This window comes from Streptomyces sp. ISL-87 (genome assembly GCF_018614095.1).
Taxonomy (GTDB): Bacteria; Actinomycetota; Actinomycetes; order Streptomycetales; family Streptomycetaceae; genus Streptomyces.
Genome location: NZ_JAGGOY010000001.1, coordinates 79,905 through 102,476 on the forward strand (window position 1 = coordinate 79,905; position 22,572 = coordinate 102,476).

At 70.7% G+C, this 22,572-nt stretch carries 23 protein-coding genes and 1 pseudogene; 16 read left to right on the top strand and 8 right to left on the bottom strand.

All coding sequences use genetic code 11. The features are described from left to right. Window positions 1-30: 30 nt before the first annotated feature. The gene (gene tkt, locus J7I97_RS00365; protein ID WP_214930280.1) at window positions 31-2,133 is read right to left on the bottom strand and encodes a transketolase; all 2,103 of its coding nucleotides are present in this window, start codon (window positions 2,131-2,133) and stop codon (window positions 31-33) included. A 314-nt stretch (window positions 2,134-2,447) separates the two neighbouring features. On the opposite strand from tkt, the gene J7I97_RS00370 reads away from it, so the two are divergent. From J7I97_RS00370 to J7I97_RS00380, 3 genes are all read left to right on the top strand, one after another. Further along, a complete protein-coding gene (locus J7I97_RS00370) occupies window positions 2,448-3,389 on the top strand; it encodes a heme o synthase (protein WP_214930281.1) in 942 nt (313 codons plus the stop codon). Between the two features lie 24 nt (window positions 3,390-3,413). After that, complete coding sequence (locus J7I97_RS00375) at window positions 3,414-3,785, top strand: hypothetical protein (protein ID WP_214930282.1); 372 nt, start codon at window positions 3,414-3,416, stop codon at window positions 3,783-3,785. Window positions 3,786-3,894: 109 nt separating this feature from the next. Then, window positions 3,895-5,031 carry an amidohydrolase family protein gene (locus tag J7I97_RS00380; protein WP_214930283.1) on the top strand — a complete coding sequence of 379 codons (1,137 nt, stop codon included), beginning with the start codon at window positions 3,895-3,897 and terminating at the stop codon, window positions 5,029-5,031. 53 nt (window positions 5,032-5,084) lie between these two features. On the opposite strand, the gene J7I97_RS00385 is transcribed toward J7I97_RS00380, so the two are convergent. The 4 genes from J7I97_RS00385 to J7I97_RS00400 form a co-directional block, all read right to left on the bottom strand. Beyond that, on the bottom strand, window positions 5,085-6,074 hold the full coding sequence (locus tag J7I97_RS00385; RefSeq protein WP_214930284.1) for a COX15/CtaA family protein: 990 nt from the start codon (window positions 6,072-6,074) through the stop codon (window positions 5,085-5,087). Window positions 6,075-6,078: 4 nt separating this feature from the next. Continuing rightward, the gene (locus J7I97_RS00390) at window positions 6,079-7,215 is read right to left on the bottom strand and encodes a hypothetical protein (RefSeq protein ID WP_214930285.1); all 1,137 of its coding nucleotides are present in this window, start codon (window positions 7,213-7,215) and stop codon (window positions 6,079-6,081) included. A gap of 192 nt (window positions 7,216-7,407) precedes the next feature. After that, window positions 7,408-8,175 (bottom strand): ABC transporter permease, encoded by a 768-nt coding sequence (locus tag J7I97_RS00395; protein ID WP_214930286.1) that lies wholly within the window; start codon window positions 8,173-8,175, stop codon window positions 7,408-7,410. Then, a complete protein-coding gene (locus J7I97_RS00400; RefSeq protein ID WP_214930287.1) occupies window positions 8,172-9,098 on the bottom strand; it encodes an ABC transporter ATP-binding protein in 927 nt (308 codons plus the stop codon). The genes J7I97_RS00395 and J7I97_RS00400 overlap by 4 nt, the downstream gene beginning before the upstream one ends. A 211-nt stretch (window positions 9,099-9,309) precedes the next feature. Between J7I97_RS00400 and J7I97_RS00405 the strand changes: the two genes are divergently transcribed. The 11 genes from J7I97_RS00405 (at window position 9,310) to J7I97_RS00455 (ending at window position 18,457) form a co-directional block, all read left to right on the top strand. Next, window positions 9,310-10,071 carry a MarR family transcriptional regulator gene (locus tag J7I97_RS00405; protein WP_308364231.1) on the top strand — a complete coding sequence of 254 codons (762 nt, stop codon included), beginning with the start codon at window positions 9,310-9,312 and terminating at the stop codon, window positions 10,069-10,071. After that, entirely contained in the window at window positions 10,068-11,483 is a 1,416-nt protein-coding gene (sufB, locus tag J7I97_RS00410; RefSeq protein ID WP_214930288.1) for a Fe-S cluster assembly protein SufB, read from the top strand. The genes J7I97_RS00405 and sufB overlap by 4 nt, the downstream gene beginning before the upstream one ends. Before the next feature lie 75 nt (window positions 11,484-11,558). Further along, window positions 11,559-12,737 (top strand): Fe-S cluster assembly protein SufD, encoded by a 1,179-nt coding sequence (sufD, locus tag J7I97_RS00415; protein ID WP_214930289.1) that lies wholly within the window; start codon window positions 11,559-11,561, stop codon window positions 12,735-12,737. Further along, window positions 12,737-13,054, top strand: a complete 318-nt coding sequence (locus tag J7I97_RS00420) for a bifunctional 3-phenylpropionate/cinnamic acid dioxygenase ferredoxin subunit (RefSeq protein ID WP_214930290.1) — start codon at window positions 12,737-12,739, stop codon at window positions 13,052-13,054. The genes sufD and J7I97_RS00420 overlap by 1 nt, the downstream gene beginning before the upstream one ends. Window positions 13,055-13,061: 7 nt before the next feature. Beyond that, window positions 13,062-13,826 (top strand): Fe-S cluster assembly ATPase SufC, encoded by a 765-nt coding sequence (sufC, locus tag J7I97_RS00425; protein WP_214930291.1) that lies wholly within the window; start codon window positions 13,062-13,064, stop codon window positions 13,824-13,826. Next, entirely contained in the window at window positions 13,823-15,079 is a 1,257-nt protein-coding gene (locus J7I97_RS00430; RefSeq protein WP_214930292.1) for a cysteine desulfurase, read from the top strand. Before sufC ends, J7I97_RS00430 begins: the two co-directional genes overlap by 4 nt. A gap of 26 nt (window positions 15,080-15,105) precedes the next feature. Beyond that, window positions 15,106-15,567 carry a Fe-S cluster assembly sulfur transfer protein SufU gene (gene sufU, locus J7I97_RS00435; RefSeq protein WP_030292254.1) on the top strand — a complete coding sequence of 154 codons (462 nt, stop codon included), beginning with the start codon at window positions 15,106-15,108 and terminating at the stop codon, window positions 15,565-15,567. After that, window positions 15,564-15,908: a metal-sulfur cluster assembly factor gene (locus J7I97_RS00440; RefSeq protein ID WP_007263433.1), complete on the top strand. Its 345-nt coding sequence runs from the start codon at window positions 15,564-15,566 to the stop codon at window positions 15,906-15,908. Before sufU ends, J7I97_RS00440 begins: the two co-directional genes overlap by 4 nt. A gap of 303 nt (window positions 15,909-16,211) precedes the next feature. Beyond that, window positions 16,212-17,519, top strand: a complete 1,308-nt coding sequence (locus J7I97_RS00445) for a DUF3616 domain-containing protein (protein ID WP_374195425.1) — start codon at window positions 16,212-16,214, stop codon at window positions 17,517-17,519. Window positions 17,520-17,582: 63 nt separating this feature from the next. After that, window positions 17,583-17,903, top strand: coding sequence for a multidrug efflux SMR transporter (locus tag J7I97_RS00450; protein ID WP_214930293.1), 321 nt, complete (start codon window positions 17,583-17,585; stop codon window positions 17,901-17,903). Beyond that, entirely contained in the window at window positions 17,903-18,457 is a 555-nt protein-coding gene (locus J7I97_RS00455; protein ID WP_214930294.1) for a TetR/AcrR family transcriptional regulator, read from the top strand. Before J7I97_RS00450 ends, J7I97_RS00455 begins: the two co-directional genes overlap by 1 nt. Here J7I97_RS00455 and J7I97_RS00460 read toward each other — a convergent pair. Continuing rightward, window positions 18,454-19,329, bottom strand: coding sequence for a winged helix-turn-helix transcriptional regulator (locus tag J7I97_RS00460; RefSeq protein ID WP_214930295.1), 876 nt, complete (start codon window positions 19,327-19,329; stop codon window positions 18,454-18,456). The genes J7I97_RS00455 and J7I97_RS00460 overlap by 4 nt on opposite strands. An 81-nt stretch (window positions 19,330-19,410) precedes the next feature. On the opposite strand from J7I97_RS00460, the gene J7I97_RS00465 reads away from it, so the two are divergent. Together J7I97_RS00465 and dapD are read left to right on the top strand one after the other, a co-directional pair. Further along, complete coding sequence (locus J7I97_RS00465) at window positions 19,411-20,826, top strand: MFS transporter (protein WP_251058349.1); 1,416 nt, start codon at window positions 19,411-19,413, stop codon at window positions 20,824-20,826. 9 nt (window positions 20,827-20,835) lie between these two features. Then, entirely contained in the window at window positions 20,836-21,816 is a 981-nt protein-coding gene (gene dapD / locus J7I97_RS00470; protein WP_214930296.1) for a 2,3,4,5-tetrahydropyridine-2,6-dicarboxylate N-succinyltransferase, read from the top strand. 137 nt (window positions 21,817-21,953) lie between these two features. On the opposite strand, the gene J7I97_RS00475 is transcribed toward dapD, so the two are convergent. Beyond that, window positions 21,954-22,208, bottom strand: a complete 255-nt coding sequence (locus tag J7I97_RS00475; RefSeq protein ID WP_214930297.1) for a hypothetical protein — start codon at window positions 22,206-22,208, stop codon at window positions 21,954-21,956. 138 nt (window positions 22,209-22,346) lie between these two features. Beyond that, window positions 22,347-22,442: pseudogene (locus tag J7I97_RS00480) on the bottom strand (GNAT family N-acetyltransferase); the annotation flags it as partial. Between the last annotated feature and the right edge of the window lie 130 nt (window positions 22,443-22,572).

Sequence of the window (22,572 nt, forward strand, 5' to 3'; positions counted from 1 at the left end):
ATGCATCTCCTACTGGTTCTTGTGACGCCGTCAGCGCGCGGCGGCGGCGAGGCGTACTGAATCGATGCTGGCCTTGGCGGCGGCGGTCACGGCCTCGCCGGTGAGGCCGAACTCGCGGTACAGCACGGCGCCGTCGGCCGAGGCACCGAAGTGCTCCAGCGAGACGATCCGGCCGGCGTCGCCGACGTAGCGGTGCCAGGTCAGGCCGATGCCGGCCTCGACCGCGACGCGCGCCTTGACGGACGGCGGCAGGACGCTGTCCTTGTACGCCTGGTCCTGCTCCTCGAACCACTCGACGGACGGCATCGAGACCACGCGGGCCGGGATGCCCTCGGCCTGAAGCGCCTCGCGGGCGGCGACGGCGAGCTGGACCTCTGAGCCGGTGCCGATGAGGACGACCTGGGCGTCGCCACCTTCGGCCTCGAACAGCACGTAACCGCCCTTGGCGGCGTTCTCGTTGCGCTCGTACGTCGGCACGCCCTGGCGGGTCAGCGCCAGACCGTGCGGGGCACCCTTGCCGAACACCTTGGTGTGGCGCTTGAGGATCTCGCGCCAGGCGATGGCGGTCTCGTTCGCGTCGGCCGGGCGGACCACGTTCAGCCCCGGGATGGCGCGCAGCGAGGCGATGTGCTCGACCGGCTGGTGGGTCGGGCCGTCCTCGCCGAGACCGATGGAGTCGTGCGTCCACACGTAGGTGACGGGCACGTGCATCAGCGCGGAGAGGCGGACGGCGTTGCGCATGTAGTCGGAGAACACCAGGAAGGTGCCGCCGTAGATGCGGGTGTGGCCGTGCAGGGCGATGCCGTTCATGGCCGCGGCCATGGCGTGCTCGCGGATGCCGAAGTGGATGGTGCGGCCGTACGGGTCGGCCTCCGGCAGCGGGTTGCCCTTCGGCAGGAACGAGGAGTTCTTGTCGATGGTGGTGTTGTTGGAGCCGGCCAGGTCGGCCGAGCCGCCCCACAGCTCCGGGATGACCGCGCCGAGCGCCTGAAGCACCTTGCCGGAGGCCGCGCGGGTGGCGACGCCCTTGCCGGGCTCGAAGACGGGGAGCTTGTCCTCCCAGCCGGCGGGCAGCTCGTTGGCGTTGATGCGGTCGAACTCGGCGGAGCGCTCCGGGTTGGCGGTGCGCCAGGCGGAGAAGTCCTTCTCCCAGGCGGCCTTGGCCTCGCGGCCGCGGTCCAGCGCCTTGCGGGTGTGCGCGATGACCTCGTCGGAGACCTCGAAGGCCTTCTCCGGGTCGAAGCCGAGGACGCGCTTGGTGGCGGCGACCTCGTCGTCACCGAGGGCCGAGCCGTGGGAGGCCTCGGTGCCCTGGGCGTGCGGGGCGGGCCAGGCGATGATCGAGCGGGCCGCGATGAAGGACGGGCGCCCGGTCTCGGCCTTGGCGGCCTGGAGGGCCTCGAACAGGGCCTTCGGGTCGAGGTCGCCGTTCTTCTGCTGGGCGACGCGCTGGACGTGCCAGCCGTACGCCTCGTAGCGCTTGATGGTGTCCTCGGAGACGGCCGTCTCGGTGTCACCCTCGATGGAGATGTGGTTGTCGTCCCACAGCAGCACGAGGTTGCCGAGCTTCTGGTGGCCGGCCAGCGCGGACGCCTCGTGGGAGATGCCCTCCTGGAGGCAGCCGTCGCCCGCGATCGCGTAGACCATGTGGTCGAACGGGGAGGTGCCCGGGGCGGCCTCCGGGTCGAACAGGCCGCGCTCGTAGCGGGCGGCCATGGCCATGCCCACCGCGTTGGCGACGCCCTGGCCGAGCGGGCCGGTGGTGGTCTCCACGCCGGCCGTGTGGCCGTACTCCGGGTGGCCGGGGGTCTTGGAACCCCAGGTGCGGAACGCCTTGAGGTCGTCCAGCTCCAGGCCGAACCCGCCCAGGTAGAGCTGGGTGTACAGGGTCAGGGACGAGTGCCCCGCGGAGAGCACGAAACGGTCGCGGCCAACCCACTCGGGGTCCGCCGGGTCGTGCCGCATCACCTTCTGGAACAGGGTGTACGCGGCGGGGGCCAGGCTCATCGCCGTACCGGGGTGGCCGTTTCCGACCTTCTGGACCGCGTCCGCGGCCAGGACGCGGGCCGTGTCGACGGCCCGCTGGTCCAGTTCGGTCCACTCGAGCTCTGTGGTCGTCGGCTTGGTGCTCACCGTGGGTCAGGGCTCCTCTCCACATGTCGTTTCCCGGTGACGAACGGTGCACCGGCGCGATTCCGAGCCTACCCCCGCGAGGGCGTGCGGCTATTCGAGTCCGCGTCGTGCTTCATGAGGTTGCTTGCCAGTGCTCATACGGGCTTTGCCCCTCTCACCTGTCGCCGCCCGGCCGCCCGGCCACCGATCGGCCCAACGCGAGGCGACCCCCGCGCGGGGCCACGTATGGGCAACGTCTACAGTGGCGTGGTACGCGCAAGCCTTTACTGGACTTTCATGTCTGAAGCTTGCTGGATTCTCTCTCAGGGGTGTGCGTGACGGCCGTCGAATCCCGTCCAGCGGGGGTACTCGGGACGAGCCCCGGTCGCCGGCCGTTCGGGGCCCGGGTCATGGCTTTCGTAGCTTTGACCAAGCCGCGGATCATCGAACTTCTGCTGATCACCACAGTGCCGGTGATGTTCCTCGCCGAGCAGGGTGTGCCCTCGCTGTGGCTGGTCCTCGCGACCTGCTTCGGCGGCTACCTGTCCGCAGGCGGCGCCAACGCGCTGAACATGTACATCGACCGCGACATCGACGCGCTGATGGACCGGACTTCGCAGCGGCCGCTGGTGACCGGCATGGTCAGCCCGCGCGAATGCCTGGCCTTCGGCATCACCCTCGCCGTGGTCTCCACCCTGTTCTTCGGGCTGCTGGTCAACTGGCTGTCGGCCGCCCTCGCGCTCGGCGCGCTCCTCTTCTACGTCGTGGTCTACACGATGCTGCTGAAGCGGCGCACCGCGCAGAACATCGTCTGGGGCGGTATCGCGGGCTGCATGCCGGTGCTCATCGGCTGGTCGGCGGTGAAGAACGAGGTCTCCTGGGCCGCGGTCATCCTCTTCCTCGTCATCTTCTTCTGGACGCCGCCGCACTACTGGCCGCTGTCGATGAAGGTGAAGGACGACTACGCGCGTGTCGGCGTGCCGATGCTGCCCGTCGTGGCCGGCAACAAGGTCGTGGCGCGCCAGATCGTCCTCTACAGCTGGGTGATGGTGGTGGTCTCGCTGCTGCTGACCCCGCTGGGGTACACCGGCTGGTTCTACACCGCGGTCGCGCTCGTGGCGGGCGGCTGGTGGCTGTGGGAGGCGCACGCGCTGAACGCGCGGGCCAAGGCCGGCGTGACGGGCGCGAAGCTCAAGGAGATGCGGCTGTTCCACTGGTCCATCACCTATGTGTCGCTCCTCTTCGTGGCCGTGGCCGTGGATCCCTTCCTCCGTTGATTACTCGCCGGTAGCATTCCTTTCATGGCAGACACCACGGCAGACACCGCAGGCACCGAGGACACCGCAGGCGCCGCGGCCAAGAAGCAGGACCGCACGGCAGCGAAGCTGGCCAGGCAGATCGGCGCGTTCGCCAAGGAGCACGGCGGCGTCGAGGGACAGCTGGCGCACATCGGCCAGTCCGGCACCCGGATCGTGCTCGTCGGCACCGACGGCGCCTGGGGAGACCTGGTGGCCCCGACCTACGCGACCGCGCAGCTGGCCGCGGAGAAGGCCGGGCTCACCCTCCACGAGGACTTCGACGGGGACCTGGCGGCCCGCGTGCGCACCGGGCCCTACGAGTGGACCCGCATGGCGGGCATCCAGCTCGGCGGAACCGCGAACCCCGCGGCCTGAACCAGCCCTCCGTCGGCGCTCGGTCAACAGCGCGAGCAACACCTCACACCCCGCTCACCCGTTAAGACGTGTGGAAGCCCCTTCCTCACGTCCGCAACGGGATGCCCGGATGATCGAAACGCCGCCCCTGGTGGACCAGTACTGCCACGGAGTGCTCCGTACGGAGCTGGGACTCGCGACCTTCGAGGCCCAGCTCACCCCCGCGGCCGGTACGCCCGCCGCGGGGACCACCTTCTTCGACACCCAGACCGGCTTCGCCGTGCGCCGCTGGTGCCCGCCGCTGCTGGGGCTGGAGCCCCACTGCGCGCCCGCCCGATATCTGGCCCGGCGGCGCGAGCTCGGCGTGGTCGAGTCCGGCCGACGGCTGCTGCGCGGCTCCGGGATCGCCGCCTATCTGGTCGACACCGGGGAACCCGGCGACCTCGCGGGGCCCAAGGAGCTGGCCCTCGCCGGGGACGCCGAGGCGCACGAGCTCGTACGGCTGGAGTTGCTGGCCGAGCAGGTCGCGGACACCTCCGGGACCGTGGCCGCCTTCCTCGCCAACCTGGCCGGGGCCGTCCACCACGCCGCCGCCGGGGCGGTGGCCTTCACCTGCGGCGCCGACGCGGAATATCCCGCGGCCCTGGCGTTCGCGCCCGAGCCGCCCGGTCCCGGCGAGGTGCGCGGGGCGGCCGGGCGGTGGCTGGCCCGGCGGGCCAAGGGGGCGGCCCTACGGGATCCCGTACTCCTGCGGCACCTGCTGTGGAGCGCGGTGGCGTCCGGGCTGCCGATCCAGCTGCACACCGGTGCGGGGGAGACGGGCGCGGAGGACGCGGGGGCGCGGCCGGAGCGGGGCGACCCGGCACTGCTGACGGATTTCGTACGGGCCACCGAGGGGCTGGGGACACAGCTGGTGCTGCTCGGCGGGTACCCGTACCACCGGCACGCGGCGCGGCTGGCCGCGGCGTTCCCGCACGTCCACGCCGATCTCGGGCAGGCCCTTTCGCACACCGGGGCGCGGGCGGCCGGGGTGCTGGCCGAACTGCTGGAGCTCGCGCCGTTCGGGAAGCTGATGTTCTCCAGCGGGGGCCGGCGGCTGCCCGAGCTGCACGCGGTGGGCGCCCTGGCGTTCCGGGAGGCGCTGGGCCGGGTGCTGGGCGGCTGGGTCACCGACGGGGCCTGGTACTGGCGGGACGCGGAACGGGTGGCGGCGATGATCGCGGCGGGCAATGCCCGCCGCGTCTACCGGCTCGACGAGTGCGGCTGAGGGAGGTAGCGCGGCTGAGGGGGTTCTGAGGCGCCCCCAGCCCGGCGCGGCCCTCAGGCCGAGGTGAGCTGCGCGTCGCCCTGGGCCGGGATGTCCGCCCGGTCCGCCGACCGCTCGCGCAGGCTCAGCGCCACGCGGAGCACGCTGATCCACACCAGGCAGGAGCCGAGCATGTGCGCCGCGACCAGGGCCTCGGGCAGCTCGGTGAAGAACTGGACGTAGCCGATGGCGCCCTGCGCGAGCAGCACGATCAGCAGGTCCCGGGCGCGCGCCCGGGTGTCGACGGGGGCGTCCACCACCCGCAGCACCAGCCACATCGCGACGGCGAGCGCGCACGCCAGCCACGCGGCGACGGCGTGCACATGGGCGGTGCCGGCCCAGTCGAGCGGCATCCGCTTGATCTCGCTGCGGTCGCCGGCGTGCGGACCGGTCCCGGTGACCACCGTGCCCGCCGCGATCAGTACGAAGGTCGTCGCGAGCAGCGCCCACGACAGCTTGCGCACCGGGCCGGGCACCCGCGGCCGGGGGGCGGTGTCGGCCTCGCGGGTGCGCTGCCAGGTGACGGTGGTCACGGTGATCAGCGAGGTGGCGAGCAGGAAGTGCCCGGCCACGCTGTACGGGTTGAGGCCCGTCATGACGGTGATGCCGCCGAGGACCGCGTTGGCCATCACGATGGCGAACTGGAGCCAGCCGAGCCTGGTCAGCGGATGGCGCCACGGCTTGGCCGAGCGGGCCGCGATGATGGCCCAGCCAACGGCGGCGCTCAGTACGTACGTCAGCATCCGGTTGCCGAACTCGATGGCGCCGTGGAAGCCCTGGGCGGGCGTCGCGATGAGGCTGTCGTCGGTGCACTTGGGCCAGGTATCGCAGCCGAGACCGGATCCGGTCAGCCGCACCGCGCCGCCGGTGACGACGATGGCCACGCTCATCAGGAGCGCGGCGAACGCGGCCCGCTGGACGGCCCGGGGTGACGGGGTCCAGCGGCTGGCGATGTATGCGAGGGGGTTCGACACGGCCACTATCGTAAACGGCGCTTTGTGCAAAGTTTCACGAGGGGGTGGCAGCGGCCGAGTCGGGGCCGATGATCTGGCGGAACGCGGCCGCGGCGGGATCGCCCTCCTCCTGCCACCAGACGCGGATGCGCCAATAGCCGCCCTCGCCGGGGTAGTCCGCGGACTCCTGGAACCCCTTGGCCAATTCGCCCGCTACGTCCGCCGCTGAACCATTTCGCACTTCTGCCGCGCTGTGCCAGGGATGTTCGAGTGCGTTCCACAGTCCGTCAGCACCCCGTACGTCGATGCGCCACACCGCGAGCCAGGACGTCACGTCCAGCATCGTGGTCACCTGGTCGGCGCCGAGGTGGAGCCGGGCGGCGATCCCGGGCACCGGCACCCCCCGGATCCGGGCGGCCACCACGGCCTGCGGCAGCAGCCGTTCGGGCAGCAGCCCCTCGGCGCGCAGCGCGACCAGGGAGTCGAAGTCGAGGAAGCGCAGCCGCAGTTCCAGCTGGCGGCCGATGTGGTCGAGGGCGTCCTCCGCCTCCATAGCCTCCTCGGAACCCGGGTGCGCGAGCAGCAGCTGCCGGAAGCCGGACTCCGCGTCCACCGCCCAGGCCACCGCGTCCGCCACGAAGCCCAGCTCCGCCAGCCGGTCCCCGAGGAAGACCTTGGCCTGCGCGAGGCCCCGCCGGTTGACCGGATCGTTCTGGTCCAGGGACTCCCAGAGCGCGACGGCGGCACGCGTCGCGTCACGGGCGCGCTCGCCGGCGGCCCGCTCCATGGCGCTCGGACCCTCCTCGGCGGCCAAGCCCAGCGGGTGCCGGGGCAGCCGGTACGCGTCGCTCAGCGGCCAGGCCAGCCACACGCCCTGGTTGATCAGACCCCGGGCGTACCAGCGGGCGTACTCCGGGGCATGCCCGGCCGCCTGCTGCGCGTGCCGCAGGCCCTCCTCGATGGCGGAGAGGGCCCCCGCCCGGTCCCCGGCCGCGAACCGGCGCGCGGCGAGGTCGCCCAGGCGAAGCCCCAGCCGGGCGGCGCATTCGGCGTCGGTACGGGCGGGCTCGCGGAGCGCGCCGATCAGCTCACCGAGCAGGCGGTCGCTCTCCCCGGGCTCCGCGTGCGCGGCCCCGGCCCGGATCCTCGCCCACTGTTCGTCCAGCCGCAGAACGGCTTCCCGTTGCCCCATGTCCGCCCTCCGGCGTCTGTGGTGCGCTTCCGTCAAGGGTCATCTCAGCCCCACGGACAGTGGGGTAAGGCTAACGTCACAGCGTGCAACCGGGCGGGTCTCAACCCGGGTGGGTTTTGATCGTGTGAGTCTCGACCGTCGGCTGGGCGGGCGAGCAGCGTGAGCCAGGAATCCCCTCGCAAGGGGGAGGAGTCAATCCCAGCGGAAGAGCCGCGCCGCGGCACCCAGCCCGAGTACCGCCCAGCAGGTCAGCACGGCCGCGTCCCCCCACGGCAGCGCAGCTCCGTGCTGGAGCACCTCGCGCAGCCCGTCGGACAGGGCCGAGATGGGCAGCAGCCCCAGTACGGACTGCACCGCGCCCGGGAACTTCTCCATCGGCACGATCACCCCGCCCCCGACCAGCAGCAGCAGGAACACCAGGTTGGCGGCGGCCAGCGTCGCCTCGGCCTTGAGCGTGCCCGCCATCAGCAGCCCGAGCCCGGAGAAGGCGGCCGTGCCCAGCAGGATCAGCGCGGCGACCGACAGCGGGTTCCCGTGCGGGGACCAGCCCAGCGCGAAGGCGATCACGGTCAGCAGGGCGATCTGGAGCGCCTCGGTGACCAGCACGGACAGGGTCTTGGCGGCCATGAGCGCCCAGCGTGGCAGCGGGGAGGCCCCGAGCCGCTTGAGCACCCCGTAGCGGCGGTCGAAGCCGGTGGCGATGGCCTGGCCGGTGAAGGCGGTGGACATCACGGCGAGGGCCAGGATGCCGGGGGCGAGGAAGTCCACCGACTTCTCGGTGCCCGTATCGACGATGTCCACGGCGGAGAACAGCACCAGCAGCAGCGCCGGGATGACCACGGTGAGCAACAGCTGCTCACCGTTGCGCAGCAGCATCCGGGTCTCCAGCGCCGTCTGCGCGAGGATCATGCGGGACACGGGCGCGGCCCCCGGCCTGGGGGTGAACGTACCGGCGCTCATGCGCGCAGCTCCTTACCGGTCAGCTCGAGAAAGACGACTTCGAGGGTGTGCCGCTCGACGGAGAGGCTGTCCGGCATCACCCCGTGCTGCGCACACCAGGAGGCGACGGTGGCCAGCAGCTGCGGGTGGACGTCACCGGTGACCCGGTAGACGCCCGCGCTGAGCTCGGCGGCCTCGGTGCCGTCGGGCAGTGCCTTCAGCAGCGAGGCGAGGTCGAGGGAGGGGCGGCCGGTGAAGCGGAGGGTGTTCTCCGCGCCGCCGCGGCACAGCTGCTCGGGGGTGCCGTGGGCGATGACCTTGCCGGCGTCCACGATGGCGACCTCGTCGGCGAGCTGCTCGGCTTCGTCCATGTGGTGGGTGGTGAGCACTACGGACACCCCGTCGGCGCGCAGCTCGCGTACCAGGTCCCAGGTGGCGCGGCGGGCCTGCGGGTCCAGCCCGGCCGTCGGCTCGTCGAGGAAGACCAGCTCGGGGCGGCCGACGACGGCCATGGCCAGGGCGAGACGCTGCTGCTGCCCGCCGGAGAGCCTGCGGTAGGCGGTGCGGCCGCAGCCGCCGAGTCCGAGGCGTTCCACCAGGGAGTCCACGTCGAGCGGGTCGGCGTACAGCTTGGCCATGTGGCGCAGCATCTCGACGGCGCGGGCGCCGGAGTAGACCCCCCCGGACTGGAGCATCACGCCGATCCGCGGGCGCAGGGCCTCGGCCTGGGCGACCGGGTCGAGGCCGAGGACACGCACGGTTCCGGCGTCGGGGCGGCGGTAGCCCTCGCAGGTTTCCACCGTGGTGGTCTTGCCCGCGCCGTTTGGGCCGAGGACCGCGGTGACCGAGGCTCTGCGGACGGTGAGGTCCAGGCCGTCCACCGCTGTCTTGTGGCCGTACCGCTTCACCAGTCCGCGGATCTCCACGGCGGGGTCGTTGCTCATGCGGGTGAGTCTACGGAGGGCGGGCAGGCCCCTTTTTCCGGCCTCTGATGTTCACCGTGCCGAGGAACGTCGCGGACCCGGAATGGCTGGTGGGGACGCGCTCTGCGTAGACCCGCGCCCACAAATTAGGTCACCCTTAGTGATGGAAGCCACCAGGAGTGGCCTCGGTCACGGCTTGTCGGGGCTCGGCTAATTACGCAACAATGGCGTTGTGAAATACGGCGAACGGCTGATCGAGACCCCCCAGGGGGAACTCGCGACCGGGGAGCGGTCAACCCGCAACCGGGTGGCGCGCTCCATCCTGGACCACGGTCCGTCCACCGTCGCCGACCTCGCCCAGCGTCTCGGCCTCACCCAGGCCGCCGTCCGCCGCCATCTCGACACGCTCGTCACCGACGACGTGGTCGAACCCCGTGAGCAGCGCGTGTACGGCACGCGCACCCGGGGCCGGCCCGCCAAGGTCTTCGCGCTCACCGACTGCGGCCGCGACGCCTTCGACCAGTCCTACGACCTCCTCGCCGCGGACGCCATGCGCTGGATCGCGCAGTCCGCGGGCGGCGGGGAGCAGGGGGAGGCGGCAGTGGCCGCCTTCGCCAGGGCGCGACTGGCCGCACAGGCGGAGACCTACCGGGAAGCCGTCGAGGCGGCCGCCCCCGCGGACCGCACCGAGGCCCTTGCCAAGGCGTTGACCGCGGACGGGTACGCTGCTACGGCGAAGAGCGCTCCCGGTCCGCACAGCGGAGAACAGCTCTGCCAGCACCACTGCCCGGTCGCGCACGTCGCCGAGCAGTTCCCGCAGCTCTGCGAGGCGGAGACCGAGGTCTTCTCCCGCCTGCTCGGGACACATGTGCAGCGGCTCGCCACGATCGCCCACGGCGACGGGGTGTGCACCACGTTCATTCCGCGTAGCGCGAGCGGCACACAGACAGACACATCAGCATCTGCAAGTACGGCCGGGAGGAACCCCGCATGACCACGGAGACTGCTCACCCTGAGCTCGATGGCCTGGGCACCTACGAATACGGCTGGGCCGACTCCGACGCGGCCGGCGCCGCTGCCAAGCGGGGTCTGTCCGAGGATGTCGTCCGCGACATCTCGGCGAAGAAGTCCGAGCCCGAGTGGATGCTGAAGCTCCGCCTCAAGGGCCTCAAGCTGTTCGACAAGAAGCCCATGCCGAACTGGGGCTCCGACCTCTCGGGCATCGACTTCGACAACATCAAGTACTTCGTGCGTTCCACCGAGAAGCAGGCCGCTTCCTGGGAGGATCTGCCGGAGGACATCAAGAACACGTACGACAAGCTCGGCATCCCGGAGGCGGAGAAGCAGCGCCTCGTCGCCGGTGTCGCCGCCCAGTACGAGTCCGAGGTCGTCTACCACCAGATCCGTGAGGACCTGGAGGAGCAGGGCGTCATCTTCCTCGACACGGACACCGCGCTCAAGGAGCACCCGGAGCTCTTCCAGGAGTACTTCGGCACGGTCATCCCGGTCGGCGACAACAAGTTCGCGTCGCTGAACACCGCCGTGTGGTCGGGCGGCTCGTTCATCTACGTCCCCAAGGGCGTCAAGGTCGACATCCCGCTCCAGGCCTACTTCCGTATCAACACGGAGAACATGGGCCAGTTCGAGCGGACGCTGATCATCGTCGACGAGGACGCGTACGTCCACTACGTCGAGGGCTGCACCGCCCCGATCTACTCCTCGGACTCGCTGCACAGCGCCGTGGTCGAGATCATCGTGAAGAAGGGCGGCCGCTGCCGCTACACGACCATCCAGAACTGGTCGAACAACGTCTACAACCTGGTCACCAAGCGCGCCGTGGCGTACGAGGGCGCGACCATGGAGTGGATCGACGGCAACATCGGTTCCAAGGTCACCATGAAGTACCCGGCCGTCTACCTGATGGGCGAGCACGCCAAGGGCGAGACGCTGTCCATCGCCTTCGCGGGCGAGGGCCAGCACCAGGACGCCGGCTCCAAGATGGTCCACATGGCGCCGAACACCTCCTCGAACATCGTCTCCAAGTCGGTGGCGCGAGGCGGCGGCCGCACCTCGTACCGCGGCCTGGTCGAGATCGGCGAGGGTGCCCACGGCTCGAAGTCCAACGTGCTGTGTGACGCGCTCCTGGTCGACACGATCTCCCGCTCGGACACGTACCCCTACGTGGACGTCCGCGAGGACGACGTGTCCATGGGCCACGAGGCGACCGTCTCCAAGGTCTCCGACGACCAGCTCTTCTACCTGATGAGCCGCGGTCTGACCGAGTTCGAGGCCATGGCCATGATCGTGCGCGGCTTCGTCGAGCCGATCGCCCGTGAGCTGCCGATGGAGTACGCGCTGGAGCTGAACCGGCTGATCGAGCTGCAGATGGAGGGCTCGGTCGGCTGACCCCGACCCCGCCCGGCATCCCCAGCACATTGACGTAGGCAGCATTGTTTAAAGAGAGCGAGCAACACGACAGCCATGGCTGAGGCTCAGAACATTCCGGCGGGTTCGACCACCGCCGGCGCGATCGCGGTGGCCGCCGAGTCCACCGTCGCCACCCGGATGAGCGCGCCCCCGTCCTTCGACGTGGCGGACTTCCCCGTGCCCCACGGCCGCGAGGAGGAGTGGCGTTTCACGCCGCTCGCCCGCCTGAAGGGTCTGCACGACGGCACCGCGGTCGCCAACGGCACCATGAAGGCCCAGATCGACGCGCCCGAGGGCGTCACGGTCGAGTCGGTGGAGCGCGGCGACGCGCGCATCGGCAAGGCCGGTACCCCGGTGGACCGGATCGCCGCCCAGGCGTTCTCGTCCTTCGCCAAGGCCACGGTCGTCACCGTGCCCAAGGAGGCCGTCCTGGCCGAGCCCGTGCGCGTCTCGCTGCACGGCGAGGGTGGCACCACCTTCGGCCACACCGTCTTCGACGTGCAGGCCTTCGCCGAGGCCGTCATCGTCATCGACCACACCGGTGACGGCGTGCGCGCCGCCAACGTCGACTTCCTCGTCGGCGACGGCGCCAAGCTCACCGTCGTGTCCGTGCAGGACTGGGACGACACCGCCGTTCACTGCTCCCAGCACAACGCGCTGGTCGGCCGTGACGCGACCTTCAAGTCGATCGTGGTCACCTTCGGCGGCGACGTCGTACGCCTGCACCCGCGGGTCAGCTACGCGGGCCCCGGCGGCGAGGCCGAGCTCCTCGGCCTGTACTTCACGGACGCCGGCCAGCACCAGGAGCACCGCCTCCTGGTCACGCACGACGCCCCGCACTGCAAGTCGCACGTGGTCTACAAGGGCGCGCTCCAGGGCCAGGACGCGCACGCGGTCTGGATCGGTGACGTCCTCATCGAGAAGACCGCCGAGGGCACCGACACCTACGAGATGAACCGCAACCTCGTCCTCACGGACGGCGCGCGGGTCGACTCGGTGCCGAACCTGGAGATCGAGACCGGCGAGATCGTCGGCGCCGGCCACGCCTCCGCGACCGGCCGCTTCGACGACGAGCAGCTCTTCTACCTGCAGGCCCGCGGCATCCCGGCCGACGAGGCCCGCCGCCTGGTCGTGCGCGGCTTCTTCGCCGAGCTCGTCCAGCAGATCGGTGTCGACGACATCGAGGAGCGCCTGCTCGCCAAGATCGAGACCGAGCTCCAGGGTTCCGTCTGATGACTTACGTCAAGGCCTGCGCGCTGAGCGAGCTGGAGGAGAACACCCCCAAGAGGGTGGAACTCGACGGCACGCCGGTGTCCATCGTCTCCACCGAGGGGGAGGTGTTCGCGATCAACGACATCTGCTCGCACGCGAACGTCTCGCTCTCGGAGGGCGAGGTCGAAGACTGCCAGATCGAGTGCTGGCTGCACGGGTCGTCCTTCGACCTGCGCACCGGCAAGCCGTCCGGTCTGCCCGCGACGCGCCCCGTACCCGTATACCCCGTAAAGATCGAAGGAGACGATGTGCTCGTCTCCCTCACCCAGGAGTCCTGAGGTATCCATGGCAACGCTTGAAATCCACGACCTGCACGTCTCCGTCGAGGCCGAGCACGGCGCCCGCGAGATCCTCAAGGGCGTCGACCTCACCGTCAAGCAGGGTGAGACGCACGCCATCATGGGTCCGAACGGCTCCGGCAAGTCCACGCTCGCGTACTCGCTCGCCGGTCACCCGAAGTACACCATCACTCGTGGCACCGTGACCCTCGACGGCGAAGACGTCCTGGCGATGTCCGTCGACGAGCGCGCCCGCGCCGGCGTCTTCCTCGCCATGCAGTACCCGGTCGAGGTCCCCGGCGTCTCGGTCTCCAACTTCCTGCGCACCTCGGCCACCGCCATCCGCGGCGAGGCCCCGAAGCTGCGCACCTGGGTGAAGGAGGTCAAGTCCGCGATGGAGCAGCTCCACATGGACCCGGCCTTCGCCGAGCGCAACGTGAACGAGGGCTTCTCCGGCGGTGAGAAGAAGCGCCACGAGATCCTCCAGCTGGAGCTCCTGAAGCCGAAGATCGCGATCCTCGACGAGACCGACTCCGGCCTGGACGTCGACGCGCTGCGCATCGTCTCGGAGGGCGTCAACCGTGTCGCCGAGACCGGCGAGGTCGGCACGCTGCTGATCACCCACTACACGCGCATCCTGCGCTACATCAAGCCCGACTTCGTTCACGTGTTCGCGAACGGTCGGATCGCCGAGTCCGGCGGCGCCGAGCTGGCCGACCAGCTGGAGGCCGAGGGCTACGACAAGTACGTGAAGGGTGGCGCGACCGCGTGACACAGCTGCCTGGCCTCCTCGACATTGAGGCGATCCGCAAGGACTTCCCCCTTCTGGATCGTGTGGTCCACGACGGGAAGAAGATCGTTTACCTGGACAACGCGGCGACCTCGCAGAAGCCGCGCCAGGTGCTCGACGCGCTGAACGAGTACTACGAGCAGCACAACGCCAACGTCCACCGCGGCGTGCACGTGCTCGCTGAGGAGGCCACGGCGCTGTACGAGGGTGCCCGCGACAAGGTCGCCGCCTTCATCAACGCGCCGAGCCGCGATGAGGTGATCTTCACGAAGAACGCCTCTGAGTCGCTCAACCTGGTCGCGAACATGCTCGGCTGGGCGGACGAGCCCTACCGGGTCGACCGCGAGACCGAGATCGCCATCACGGAGATGGAGCACCACTCCAACATCGTGCCGTGGCAGCTGCTCTCGCAGCGCACCGGCGCGAAGCTGAAGTGGTTCGGCCTGACCGACGACGGCCGGCTCGACCTGTCCAACATCGAAGAGGTCATCACGGAGAAGACGAAGATCGTCTCCTTCACCCTGGTCTCCAACATCATGGGCACGGTCAACCCGGTCGAGGCGATCGTCCGGCGCGCGCAGGAGGTAGGCGCGCTGGTGCTGATCGACGCCTCGCAGGCCGCTCCGCACATGCCGCTGGACGTGCAGGCGCTCGGCGCCGACTTCGTGGCCTTCACCGGCCACAAGATGTGCGGCCCGACCGGCATCGGTGTGCTCTGGGGCCGCCAGGAGCTCCTGGAAGACCTGCCTCCGTTCCTCGGCGGCGGCGAGATGATCGAGACCGTGTCGATGCACGCCTCGACGTACGCCCCGGCTCCGCACAAGTTCGAGGCGGGTACGCCCCCGATCGCCCAGGCCGTGGGCCTCGGCGCGGCCGTGGACTATCTGACCGCGATCGGCATGGACAAGATCGCCGCGCATGAGCACGCGATCACCGAATACGCGGTGAAGCGCCTCCTGGAGGTCCCCGACCTGCGGATCATCGGCCCCACCACGGCCGAGGACCGCGGCGCCGCGATCTCCTTCGTGCTCGGCGACATCCACCCGCACGACGTCGGCCAGGTGCTGGACGAGCAGGGCATCGCGGTCCGCGTGGGTCACCACTGCGCGCGCCCGGTCTGCCTGCGGTACGGAATTCCTGCGACGACGCGAGCGTCTTTCTACCTGTACTCCTCTCCGGCCGAGGTCGACGCGCTGATCGACGGGCTGGAGCACGTACGGAACTTCTTCGGCTGACGACGGACGAGGGCGACGAGGACGCAGTGAAGCTGGATTCGATGTACCAGGAACTGATCCTGGACCACTACAAGCACCCGCACGGGCGTGGCCTGCGCGACGGCGACGCCGAGGTGCACCACGTCAACCCGACGTGCGGCGACGAGATCACGCTGCGCGTGAAGTACGACGGCGAGACGCTGACGGATGTCTCGTACGAGGGCCAGGGCTGCTCCATCAGCCAGGCCAGCGCGTCCGTACTGAACGAGCTGCTTGTCGGCAAGGAGCTGGCCGAGGCGCAGAAGATCCAGGGCGTGTTCCTGGAGATGATGCAGTCCAAGGGCAAGATCGAGCCCGACGAGGCCATGGAGGAGGTGCTGGAGGACGCGGTCGCGTTCGTCGGCGTCTCCAAGTACCCGGCTCGCGTGAAGTGTGCTCTGCTGAGCTGGATGGCGTGGAAGGACGCGACGGCCCAGGCGCTGGGCGACGCGGAGAGGAAGACGGCATGACCGAGAACGCGACGCCCGAGGCGTCGATCAAGCCCGCCACCGAGGAAGAGGTCCGCGAGGCCCTCTACGACGTGGTCGACCCCGAGCTGGGCATCGACGTCGTCAACCTGGGCCTGATCTATGGCATCCACATCGACGACGCGAACATCGCCACCCTCGACATGACGCTGACCTCGGCGGCCTGCCCGCTGACGGACGTCATCGAGGACCAGGCGAAGTCGGCGACGGAGGGCATCGTCAACGAGCTCCGCATCAACTGGGTCTGGATGCCCCCGTGGGGCCCGGACAAGATCACGGACGACGGTCGTGAGCAGCTGCGCGCGCTCGGCTTCAACGTCTGAGTCGCTGTACGCGTACCTCAGGGAGGGCCTCCGGCACTGTGCCGGGGGCCCTCCCTGCGTCTTGGGGTGCCCTGCCTGCGCCTTGGGGTGGCCTCCCCGTGTCTCGGGGTGCCCGCCCCGTGTCTCGGGGTGCCCGCCGTGTTCGTTCGTCGGACGGATGACGTGCACCGGGAGTTGGCCACGGTGGCCGAACCTTCTCGACGGCCGTCACGACGTGGGGCCGCACACGACGCGTGGGGGACACCGATGAAGAAGCAGCTCGGCATCGCAGGGATCGCGGCGGTAGTCGTCGCCGGCGTGAGCATGCCCGCGCAGGCGGTCACGTACGGGACGCCGACCATCACGCTGTCGGCCTCGTACCTGACCGGGGCCGTGGGCGCGGTCGGGGACCCGGTGGTGAACGTGACCGTGGGTCAGAGCGGGGCGGACGTCTCGGCGCTGACCGTCAGCGCCTCGGCGTCCAGCAAGGCCTCGGTCGCCGGTACCGGGGACGTGAGCGTCACCGGCGCCGCTGCGGTACGCCAGCTGGCCGTCACCGCGCGGGGCCGCGGCTACACCGACCTCACCGTCAAGGTGACCGGACTGGGCGGCAAGACCGCCAGCAAGACCCTGTACTACGCGGCTTCCGCCGCCGTGCAGAACCCCGCCGACGCGCGGTACTTCACCGGAGCCTCCGACACCTCCGCCGCCGTGGACGTCGGCGGCGGCTACACCGTGGTCGCCGACGACGAGAACAACGTGCTGCGCCTGTACGACCGTTCCCGCGCGGCCGCGCCGGTGCGGACCTGGGACTTCAGCGCGCAGCTCGGGGTCACCAAGGAGGTGGACATCGAGGGGGCGACCCGGATCGGCGACACCATCTTCTGGACGGGCTCGCTCGGCAACAACAAGGACGGTGAGTACAAGGTGCCGCGGAACACGGTGTTCACGACCACGGTGAGCGGTTCCGGCTCGGGTACGCAGCTCGCGTACGGGCGCTCGTACAAGCAGCTCCGCGACGACCTGGTGGCCTGGGACACGGCGAACGGGAACCGCTACGGCTTCGCGGCCGGGACGGCGGCCGGCGAGGCGCCGAAGCAGATCGACGGGTTCAACGTGGAGGGGCTGGAGTTCGCGCCCGGCTCCACGACCACGGCCTACCTGGGCTTCCGGGCTCCGCTGGCGCCCGCAGTGCCGGGTGGCAAGGCGCTGATCGTGCCGGTGACGAACTTCGACAAGGTGCTGTCCACCGGTGCGAAGGCGACCTTCGGGGCGGGCATCGAGCTCGACCTCGGCGGGCTGTCGATCCGGGACATCCGCAAGAACGCGGCCGACCAGTACCTGATCCTGGCCGGCTCCTGGGCCGCCGACGACAACTCCGACCCGTACGCGCTCTACCAGTGGGACGGGTTCGCCGGGCACGCCCCCGTGAAGCGGGCCGACCTGCCGACCGCCGACCCCGGCGGCTGGGAGGCCATCGTGGACGTGCCGGACCTGACGGAGGCGGGAGCGCGGGTGCAGGTGGTCACCGACAGCGGTTCCGCCGACCTGTACGGGGACGGGATCGCGGCCAAGGACCTGACGCACCCGGAGTGGAAGAAGGCCCGGGCGGCCTGGTTCACGCTGAACTGACCCCTGGGAGTCGCCGGGTGGGCATGTGTACGGTCGTACGCAACGCTGTGTACAGTTGTACGCATGCCCTACGTACTGCTTGCCGCGGCCATCGCCGCCGAGGTCGCCGGAACCACCGCGATGAAGTACAGCGAGGGCTTCACGAGGCTGTGGCCCTCGCTGATCACGCTGGTGGGATACGTCATCGCCTTCACGCTGCTCGCGCAGACCCTGAAGTCGATGTCCGTCGGCATGGCGTACGCGATATGGGCCGGGGTCGGCACCGCCGCCATCGCCGCCATCGGCATGGTGTTCATGGGGGAGGCGGCCACCGCCGCGAAGATCGCCGGGATCGCGCTGGTGATCGGCGGGGTGGTCCTGCTGAATCTGGGCGGGGCGCACTGATGCCGGCGGGTGTGCGCAGGTACGACCCCGAGCGGCGGCAGCGGATCATCGACGCGGCGATCCGGGTGGTGGGCGCCAAGGGGATCGCGGGGCTGAGCCATCGCAGTGTGGCGGCGGAGGCGGATGTCCCGCTGGGGTCGACCACTTACCACTTCAAGACGCTGGACGACCTGCTGGTGGCGGCGCTGCGGCAGGCGAACGAGGCGTTCACCGTGCCGCCGCCCGCCCCGGGGGACGACCTCGCGCGGTCCCTCGCCCGCCTGCTGGGGGAGCTGCTGTCCGCGGACCGGGGGCGGGCGGAGCTGGAGTACGAGCTCTACCTGGAGGCCCTGCGCCGCCCGGCGCTGCGTCCTGTGGCGGCGCAGTGGTGCGAGTCGGTGACGGCGGCGCTGGCGCAGCGGGTGGACCCGGTGACGGCGCGGGCGCTGGTCGCCGTCATGGACGGCATCTGCCTGCAAGTCCTGCTGACGGACACGGAGTACGACGAGCCGTACGCCCGCGACATCCTGGGCCGGGTGCTGCGACCCGGTGAACCTTTTCGGTCACGGCACTAGCCGGCGGAGCGCACCGCCGCCAGGGCCGTCGCCACGCCGGCCTCGATGTCCTGGATCGGGTAGATCACCTCGCGCACCGTGCGGTCCCGGTCCAGCACCAGGGTCAGCCGCTTGATCCGGCTCACCCCCGCCGCACGGAACGTGGGCAGGCGCAGGGCGGCCGTCAGGGACAGGTCCGCGTCCGAGAGCAGGGGGAAGCGGAGACGTTCCTGCTCCGCGAACTCCCGCTGCTCGTCGGGCCGCTGCGTGGAGACCCCGTGCACCGTCGCCCCCGCCGCCGTGAACTCCGCCAGCTGGTCGCGGTACGTGCACGACTCGAACGTACAGCCCTTGGCGCCGGGGATTCCGGCCCAGCCGGGCGGGTACGACTCGGCCCGTGCGTACGCGCCCGGGAAGCAGTACAGCACCGTGAACGCCGTGTCCGCGACCGGGTCGCGGAGTTCCCCGAAACGGTCCGGCAGCAGCAGCTCCGGCAGCCGGGTGCCCCGCAGCGCGTGCACGCGGGCCGCCTCCCGCGAGGCCTCGTCGGTCGTCGCCGTCATCTCTCCCTCTCCCAGGATCCAGGCGTCCCCCCAGTCCTGAAGGGCCACCAGGACCGGCAGCAGCGCCCGCCCGCGCGGGGTCAGCCGGTACTCGTGCCGCACAGGGCGTTCCTGGTACGGCTCGCGCGTCAGCACCCCGGCTTCGACCAGCAGCTTCAGCCGCTCGGCCAGCACCTTCCGGGACATGCCCAGCTCGCGCTGGAGCTCGTCGAAGCGGTGCAGCCCACGCGCGCAGTCGCGCACGATCAGCAGCGTCCACCAGTCGCCCACCACGTCGAGGGCCTGGGCGATGGCACAGTCCGCATCGCCGAGGTGTGTGCGCTGGGCCATGGGAGCTCCTTTGTCCGTTGACCCAAGGCTGTCATGCTGACATAGTCCGTTCCCAAAAGGAACTGACTTGGGGGCGGCGTGCTGCAAGGGTTCAAGGACGTACCGCGAGTGGTGTGGCTGCTGGCGGCGGGCGTGTTCGTCAACGCCGTCGTCAGCTTCACCTTCGTCTTCACCTTCCTGTACCTGACCGGCCCGCGCGGCCTCGACGCCGCCCAGGCGGGCCTGGTCACCGGCATCGGCGGCATCGGCCTGGTCGCCGGGAACTTCACCGGCGGCTGGTACGGCGACCGATTCGGCCACCGCCGCGTGCTGCTCGCCGCCTCGACCCTCGGCGGCCTCGTCCTGATGACCTTCCCGCTCCTGCCCACCCCGCTGCTGTACGCAGGCCTGCCGCTGGCTCAGTACGCCTCCGGCGTGGTCCGCGCCGCCAACTCCGCGCTGGTCGCCGTCACCGTCCCCGAAGGGGCCCGCCGCCAGGCCTTCGCCGTCGTGCGCTGCGTCTCCAACGGGGGCTTCACCCTCGGCCCGCCGATCGGGGCCCTGGTCGCGACCGGGCTCTCGTACGACTGGCTCTTCCTCGCCGACGGCTTCGGCACCCTCTTCTTCGCCCTCTGGACCGCCCGGGTCGTCCCGGCCCGCGGCGCCTCCCGCAAGCCCGCCGCGGCCCTGCACGGGGGTCGGGGCCGCGGCGTATGGGGCGAACTGCGCGCGCGTCCCGCCGTACTCGTCCTGCTCGGCGCGATCCTGGTGACCGACGTCGTCTACCGCCAGCAGTACTCCGCCTTCCCGGTGTTCCTCGCCGACCACTGGCTCGACACCCGGATCTTCGGTTTCGTGATCGCCCTCAACGGGGCCGTCATCCTGCTGCTGGAGCTCCCGGCGGCCGTCGCCCTGCGCGCCCGGCCGCCGCTGCCGGTGATCGGGACCGGGCTGGTGCTGGTCGGCGCCGGGTACGCGGCCCTGCTGCTCGGGGTCGGGGTGGTGAGCGCCGTGCTGATGATGGTGCTGCTGAGCCTCGGGGAGATCCTCTACAAGACCACCGCCACCGCATACGTCGCCGACCAGGCGCCCGAGCACGCGATCGGGCGGTTCCAGAGCCTGTACGCGGGGATCTCGGTCAGCGGGGTCGTGCTCGGCCCGCCGCTGGGCGGAGCGCTGTACTCGGCCGCCCCCGGGCTGCTGTGGCCGCTGTGCGCGGTGCTCGCGGCGGGCGCGGGCGGGGCGGTGCTCTACGTATCCGCAGGCGGGCGGCGACACGCGGCGGGACATGCGCCGGGGGCCGAGCCGGCGCCGCGGCCGGGGCCGGGAGCCGAGCTGGGGCCGGGGTCGCGGCAGGGGCCGGGAGCCGAGCTGGGGCCGGGGTCGCGGCAGGGGCCGGGAGCCGAGCTGGGGCCGGGGTCGCTGCAGGGGCCGGGAGCCGAGCTGGGGCCGGGGTCGCTGCACGAGCCGCGCCCGGCACATGAGACCGGTTCGCAACCGCGGGTCGTCGCCGGTTAGGTTTCAGACATGACTGCTACGCGTACCACCGGCGCCGTCGCCGCCGGACTTGCCACCATCGCCGCCGACGGCACCGTCCTCGACACCTGGTTCCCCGCCCCCGAGCTGGTCGCCGAGCCCGGCCCGGCCGGCTCCGAGCGCCTCAGCGCCGAACAGGCCGTGGAGCTGCTGGGCGCCGCCGCGGCGAAGGCGATCCGCCAGGACGCGGTCCGCGGCGTCGAGGTCGTGGCCGTCCGTACGGTGATCTCCTCCCTGGAGGACAAGCCGCTGGACGCGCACGACGCGTACCTGCGCCTGCACCTGCTCAGCCACCGCCTGGTCAAGCCGCACGGCCAGAGCCTTGACGGCCTCTTCGGCCTGCTGGCCAACGTCGCCTGGACCTCCCTGGGCCCGGTCGCCGTCGACCAGGTCGAGACCGTCCGCCTGAACGCCCGCGCCGAGGGCCTGTACCTCCAGGTGACCTCGATCGACAAGTTCCCCCGGATGACGGACTACGTCGCCCCCAAGGGCGTCCGCGTGGCCGACGCGGACCGCGTACGCCTCGGCGCGCACCTCGCCGAGGGCACCACCGTCATGCACGAGGGCTTCGTCAACTTCAATGCCGGCACCCTCGGCACCTCGATGATCGAGGGCCGCATCTCCGCGGGTGTCGTGATCGGCGACGGCTCCGACATCGGCGGCGGCGCGTCCACCATGGGCACCCTGTCGGGCGGCGGCAAGCAGATCATCTCGATCGGCGAGCGCACCCTGATCGGCGCCGAGGCGGGCGTCGGCATCGCGCTCGGCGACGAGTGCATCGTCGAGGCCGGCCTCTACGTGACCGCGGGCACCCGCGTCACCCTGCCGGACGGCGAGATCGTCAAGGCCCTGGAGCTCTCGGGCGCCGACAACATCCTCTTCCGCCGTAACTCGGTCACCGGCGCCGTCGAGGCCCGCCCGAACAACGCGGTCTGGGGCGGCCTGAACGAGATCCTGCACAGCCACAACTGAGCCCTCGCGGGCGCCGGCAGCCGAAACGCCCTCCCACCCCGGGTCTCGGGGCGGGAGGGCGTTCTGCGTTCTGTGCCTGCGTTCTGTGCCCTTGTTCAGCGGCGGCGGGCCCGGGAGCGGTGGGCCCGGCCGGCGGGTCAGTGCAGGGCGATCGTGCGGATCAGGCCGGCGAAGGCCTGCTGTTCCGCCTCGGTCAGCTCCACCGACTCCATCGGGTGCGAGGCCACGCCACGCTGGGCCGGGATGGCCGGGAGGCCCTCGAACGCGCCGGGCTCCGGCTGGTGGAAGCGGCTGTCCCACAGCATGTGGCCGAGGCCGATCACCCAGACGAGAGCCGCCACGAGCAGGACGGCGAGGCCGATTTCCTGGGCCAGGGAGACGGAGGGGAACACGCGGTCCTCCAGGGGACGCGGGCGGTACAAGATCGGGCGTGGCAGATACTCAACACCACAAACGCCCGATTTGGCGGTGATGTGTCCAGCATCACGCCAGGGCCGAAAGTCCCCAAGTCGCCGAGACGGCGCTCCGAGTCAGTCCCGCAGCGCCAGCTTGAAGCCCTGGTGGCTGCGGGCGAAGCCCAGCCGCTCGTAGAAGCGGTGCGCGTCCGTCCGCCGCTTGTTGCTGGTCTTGTGTCCTGAACATGAAAGGGAGTTGGTTGTAGGCAACTTCTGGAAGTGATGCTGTGTGGGAGATGAAGGTTTTGTGGCCCTTCAGAGCCGCCCTGTGGGGGGAGGCTCTAATACTCCAGCTGTAGAT